Consider the following 4,581-nt stretch of genomic DNA (forward strand, 5'->3'; position numbering starts at 1 on the left):
AATAAAATAGGAGGGGATTTTATGAGTTTACCAAAACCAGAGGGAATGCAGAGAGAGGTACTATGTTTACCAGAAAGAGGGCATGCTGTTATATTAGGATGTGCCGGTAGTGGGAAAACTACTTTAGCTATTTTACGAGCTTATTATTTAGCAGAAAATTTTTGTGATAAAAATGAAAAGGTATTGTTGGTAACTTTCAATAAGGCATTAGTTTCTTTTTTGAAGGGATTGGATAATAAAAAGGAAAATAAAGTAGTGATTGAGCATTTTCATAAAGTAGCTATGGGATATTTAAATAGTAGAGGATTGATGAAACAATGGGGGGCAATAGTACCTACTAATTCATATGGAACTAATGTTAAATTGGATATGATAGAAGAGGCATTGGAAGTATGTAAAAGAAAAGAAGGAAATAATGCTGTTTATAATAAACATATTGAGTTTTATTATGATGAAATTAGTTGGATACAAAAAATGGGGATTCAAAATAGTGATGTGTATGAAAAAATGGAACGTGTTGGAAGAGCAGGCACAAAGGTTAATAGAATTAATAGAAAAAATATTTATCAAGTATATACAGAATATCTAGTTATAAGGAAAGATAAGGGATACATGTATGATTGGGATGATATTGCAACATATATGAAGGAAGAACTAGATAAGGATAAGAGTAATAGAAGATATAGGCATATTATTGTAGATGAGGGACAAGACTTTTCGCCAGAAATGCTAAGAGCACTAGTTAGATTAGTCAGTAATAATGGAAGTTTGAGCTTTTTTGGTGATATAGCTCAGCAAATATATGGAAGCAGGCTTTCATGGAGAAATGCTGATATATCTGTATCTAAGGTGTGGAAGTTTGAGTATAACTATAGAAATTCTAAAGAAATAAGGGATTTAGCTGTAGCTATTACTAAAATGCAATACTTTGAAGAAAGAGGAGATAAAGATTTAATTTTACCTGTTGCTCCCAAAGCATCAGGCCTAAACCAGCAATTATACATGTTAAATCTAAAGAAGAGATTAAGTATGTTGTTGATTTGGCCAAAAGAGAGATGAAGACTAGTAAAGTGGCTATTCTAGTTAGAACTAGAGAATTAGTAAGAAAGATACAGAGGTTCATGCATGATATAAATGATTACCAAGTGCTAAGAGGTGAAATGGGATATTGGAATGAGAATATAAATCTTTCTATTGGTACATATCATGCAGCTAAAGGATTAGAATTTGATACAGTAATTATGCCGTTTTGTAACACGGAAGTTATTCCGGATGAGAGTAATTTAAGAGCATTTGATGATAGAGATGATGCATTAGCAGAAGAAATTAAACTAATTTATGTTACAGTAACTCGAGCAAGACGAGGGTTAATATTGACGTATAGTGGCACAAGAAGTGAATTAATTCCTGAAAATAAAAATGGTATTTATCAAGAGTTTGAAGTTTAATATTAGGGGGGGACTTGCAATGTGCAGTTTGATTGATAAAATAAGAGATAGAGGAATAACAAGATTATGTCATTTTACTAAGTCAACTAAAATGCTACATATATTAAGTTCTGTTAATGGAATACAAGCAAATGATTTTATGGAATATGATGTATTAAATAGAAATGATACTAATAGATTTGATGGTCGTGAAGATTACATAAGCACAAGTATAGAATATCCTAATATGTGGTATTTGAATAAAATAAAGGATTCGGACCCTTTATTTAAGGATTGGGTAATATTGTGTATTAATCCTGATATAATGCTTGAAAAAAAGACACTGTTTTGTGAGACTAATGCAGCATTTAATAGAGGAAGCTTTCTTAAGAGTGGGATACAAGGATTTGAAGGGATGTATAATCAGCGCGTTTGTGGAAATAGAAGAACAGATTTTTATAGACAACCAACAAGATTAAAAAGTTGTCCAACTAATGACCAAGGCGAAGTAATGATATATAAGCAAATTCCAAGGCATAAAATAATGTATATGATAGTTCCGAACATAGAAGCGGCAAGAATAGAGAAGAGTAGATTAAAATTTTGTGGAATTGACGATAATCTTGATATTATTATTTGTAAAGAATTATTTACTACAGATTTAAGTAGAATGATAGCAAATGGAATAAGGCCAAAAGAAGAAAAATTTGAAGAGTAGGTGATTAGATGGATATAACTAATCAAGATAGATGTAAGGCAGCATTTATTTTAGCGGTAATTGGAGATGCTTTAGGTTGGCCATATGAGCAAAATTCAAATAGGATAGGAAAAAAAGATGAACTTAGTTCTAATGGATTTATTAATTGGAAAAGAAGAAGTGGAGGCAAATATTATGCGCACATTGAAGAGATAGGAGGAGGAGCTTATAGTGATGATAGTCAACTTCTATTAGCAACAGCTAGAAGCTTAATGAGTACAGAGACTTGGATGAATGCTTTTTCGAAATGCGAATTACCAACATGGCTTCTTTATCAACGAGGGGGAGGAGGTGCTACTCTAAGAGCAGCAAAATGTTGGAATAATAATGAAAAACCATGGAGTAAGAAGAATGCTAGAGAGATTCGCTATTTTGAAGCAGGTGGAAATGGTGCTTTAATGAGAATATTACCACATGTAATATATAATAGTTCAAATAAAAAGGAAATATTTAAGCAAGTATTTGCTAACTCAATTTATACGCATGGTCATCCAAGAGCAATAATAGGAGCACTTATCTATGCTGATGCTGTTTCATATATGTTGTCAATTAATAAGACACTGGATTATGGTGAACTTATTGAGTATTTAATTAAGAATAAAAGTCAATGGAGTCAAGTGCCTGATATTAATAATATTGATAACTGGTTATTAAGCGCACAAGATATTTATAGAGATAGATATTATGACATATGGAAGCAGACAGTAGAAGAAACAATAGATTTATTAAAGATTGCACAAAAGGGATTGAGTCAAGGAATTATTGAAGTAATGGATAATACATTGAATAGTTTAGGGTGCTTCGATAAAAAAGTAAATGGGGCAGGAACTAATACAGCAGTTGTTTCAATATATTTAGCATGCAAATATGCTTCAAGTCCACAACAAGGACTGGTACAGGCAGCAACATTAAAAAATGCAGATACTGATACTATTGCTTCAGCAGTAGGAGGACTATTAGGTGCATTATATGGGATGGAATGTATACCTATTGAATGGATGAAAGTTCAAGATTTTGAGTATGTATATGATGTAAGTCAAAGATTATCTGAAAGAGCTAAAGAACTATATAAGCATGAACAGTGGTTACAAGATAACGTAATTATATTAAAAAGAAAAATGAGAAATATGCAAATAGGAAGCTCATTTGTAATTGCTCCTTTTAATAAAGTAGAGTTATTATCGAAGGAAAAATTAGAGTCTCAGATAAGTAAGTATGATGTTTATTTGTATACTTGCAAGAGTGAGTTTGGACAAAGTATTTACTTTAAAGACTATATTCCGGTAGATAAGGCATTAGAAACAAAATTTACTAGAATTGAACCAGTGAAAGAAAAAAACGACAATAGATACGGGAGGTTTATAGAACTTTGTGATTCAATTCAACGGATAGTACCTCCTAGAATAACAGCTAAAAAGATATTTAAGGTTATAGAGTTGATTTTGAATGAATTAGAAAAAAATGATACAGTAGACCAATTAGATAAAATGGATGAAGTTGTAAAGAAAAAAATTATTAAGATGGAAGTTAGTGAAAAAGTAATTCAGGATTTGATAAAGGAAATAAAAAAATGTAAATAATAATACTATAGATATATATTATTAATTTAGAAGCTACAATCTAAGATGATTAGGTTGTAGCTTTTATTATTTTAGGAGGTGAAGAAATGGAGATAGAGAAATCTACTATAACAACAGAGGTACATTATTCAGAGGATAGACATCATAGGTATCTACTATATAAGGAATGGGATAACTCATTAAAGAAAGCAACTATTATCATGCTAAATCCAGCAATAGCAAATGCAGTAACAATGGATTTAACTACTATGTATATCATTAATAACATTTCAAAGTTAGGCTATGGAAGTGTAGAGATAGTGAATATCTTCTCAAAGCTTAATGCAGAAATTAACAGTGATATTAAGATAGAGCTATTAACAGATGAAACAAATGATAAGATGATACGTGCTAGTGTAGCAAGAACAGATACAGTTATTATTGCAGTAGGTAAGGGTGGAGAAACTAATAAACAGATAAAGACAAGAGTAGAGCAGTTGATGGAGCTTATTAAGGAGCATGAGAATAAGCTATATGAAATCTGTGATGAGAAAGGTAGATATGGTTGGCATCCGTTAGCACCATCAGTAAGAAGTGGATGGAAGTTATTGAAGATGGGTAAACCAAAAGAACAAAATAAAGTAGTAACAAAGCAACCTAAAAAGACAGGAAAAGAGTCTGAATAGGTTGCTTTTTAATTTGCTAAAAAGATGGAAGATATAGAAATGATTAAGTTAGGTAAAGTAAAAGAAATGGTTAAAATACAGGGATTAGGAAAAGATGTACAATCAAAAGTTAAAGAGCTACTTAAAATCTTAGATAGTGAATATGGTGATGA

Annotated in this window: 5 protein-coding genes; all 5 read left to right on the forward strand. The window is 31.2% G+C overall.

The window, feature by feature from the left end; all coding sequences use genetic code 11:
- Window positions 1–21 precede the first annotated feature (21 nt).
- A complete protein-coding gene (locus JCM14822_RS17890) occupies window positions 22–1,059 on the forward strand; it encodes a UvrD-helicase domain-containing protein (RefSeq protein ID WP_157047884.1) in 1,038 nt (345 codons plus the stop codon).
- Entirely contained in the window at window positions 1,056–1,448 is a 393-nt protein-coding gene (locus JCM14822_RS17895) for a 3'-5' exonuclease (protein WP_054743957.1), read from the forward strand. Before JCM14822_RS17890 ends, JCM14822_RS17895 begins: the two co-directional genes overlap by 4 nt.
- A 19-nt stretch (window positions 1,449–1,467) precedes the next feature.
- Complete coding sequence (locus JCM14822_RS17900; protein ID WP_054743959.1) at window positions 1,468–2,145, forward strand: DarT ssDNA thymidine ADP-ribosyltransferase family protein; 678 nt, start codon at window positions 1,468–1,470, stop codon at window positions 2,143–2,145.
- An 8-nt stretch (window positions 2,146–2,153) separates the two neighbouring features.
- Window positions 2,154–3,764 carry an ADP-ribosylglycohydrolase family protein gene (locus JCM14822_RS17905; protein ID WP_054743961.1) on the forward strand — a complete coding sequence of 537 codons (1,611 nt, stop codon included), beginning with the start codon at window positions 2,154–2,156 and terminating at the stop codon, window positions 3,762–3,764.
- A gap of 86 nt (window positions 3,765–3,850) precedes the next feature.
- Window positions 3,851–4,429: a DUF1643 domain-containing protein gene (locus JCM14822_RS17910; protein WP_054743964.1), complete on the forward strand. Its 579-nt coding sequence runs from the start codon at window positions 3,851–3,853 to the stop codon at window positions 4,427–4,429.
- The last annotated feature ends 152 nt before the right edge of the window (window positions 4,430–4,581 follow it).

The sequence above is a fragment of the Cellulosilyticum ruminicola JCM 14822 genome (assembly GCF_001311925.1).
Taxonomy (GTDB): domain Bacteria; phylum Bacillota; class Clostridia; order Lachnospirales; family Cellulosilyticaceae; genus Cellulosilyticum; species Cellulosilyticum ruminicola.

What these genes read in the sequence shown, in the direction of transcription:
- JCM14822_RS17905 (WP_054743961.1), top strand. Translation starts at nt 2,154, where the DNA reads ATGGATATAACTAATCAAGATAGATGTAAGGCAGCATTTATTTTAGCG.
- JCM14822_RS17900 (WP_054743959.1), top strand. Translation starts at nt 1,468, where the DNA reads ATGTGCAGTTTGATTGATAAAATAAGAGATAGAGGAATAACAAGATTA.
- JCM14822_RS17895 (WP_054743957.1), top strand. Translation starts at nt 1,056, where the DNA reads ATGAAGACTAGTAAAGTGGCTATTCTAGTTAGAACTAGAGAATTAGTA.
- JCM14822_RS17890 (WP_157047884.1), top strand. Translation starts at nt 22, where the DNA reads ATGAGTTTACCAAAACCAGAGGGAATGCAGAGAGAGGTACTATGTTTA.
- JCM14822_RS17910 (WP_054743964.1), top strand. Translation starts at nt 3,851, where the DNA reads ATGGAGATAGAGAAATCTACTATAACAACAGAGGTACATTATTCAGAG.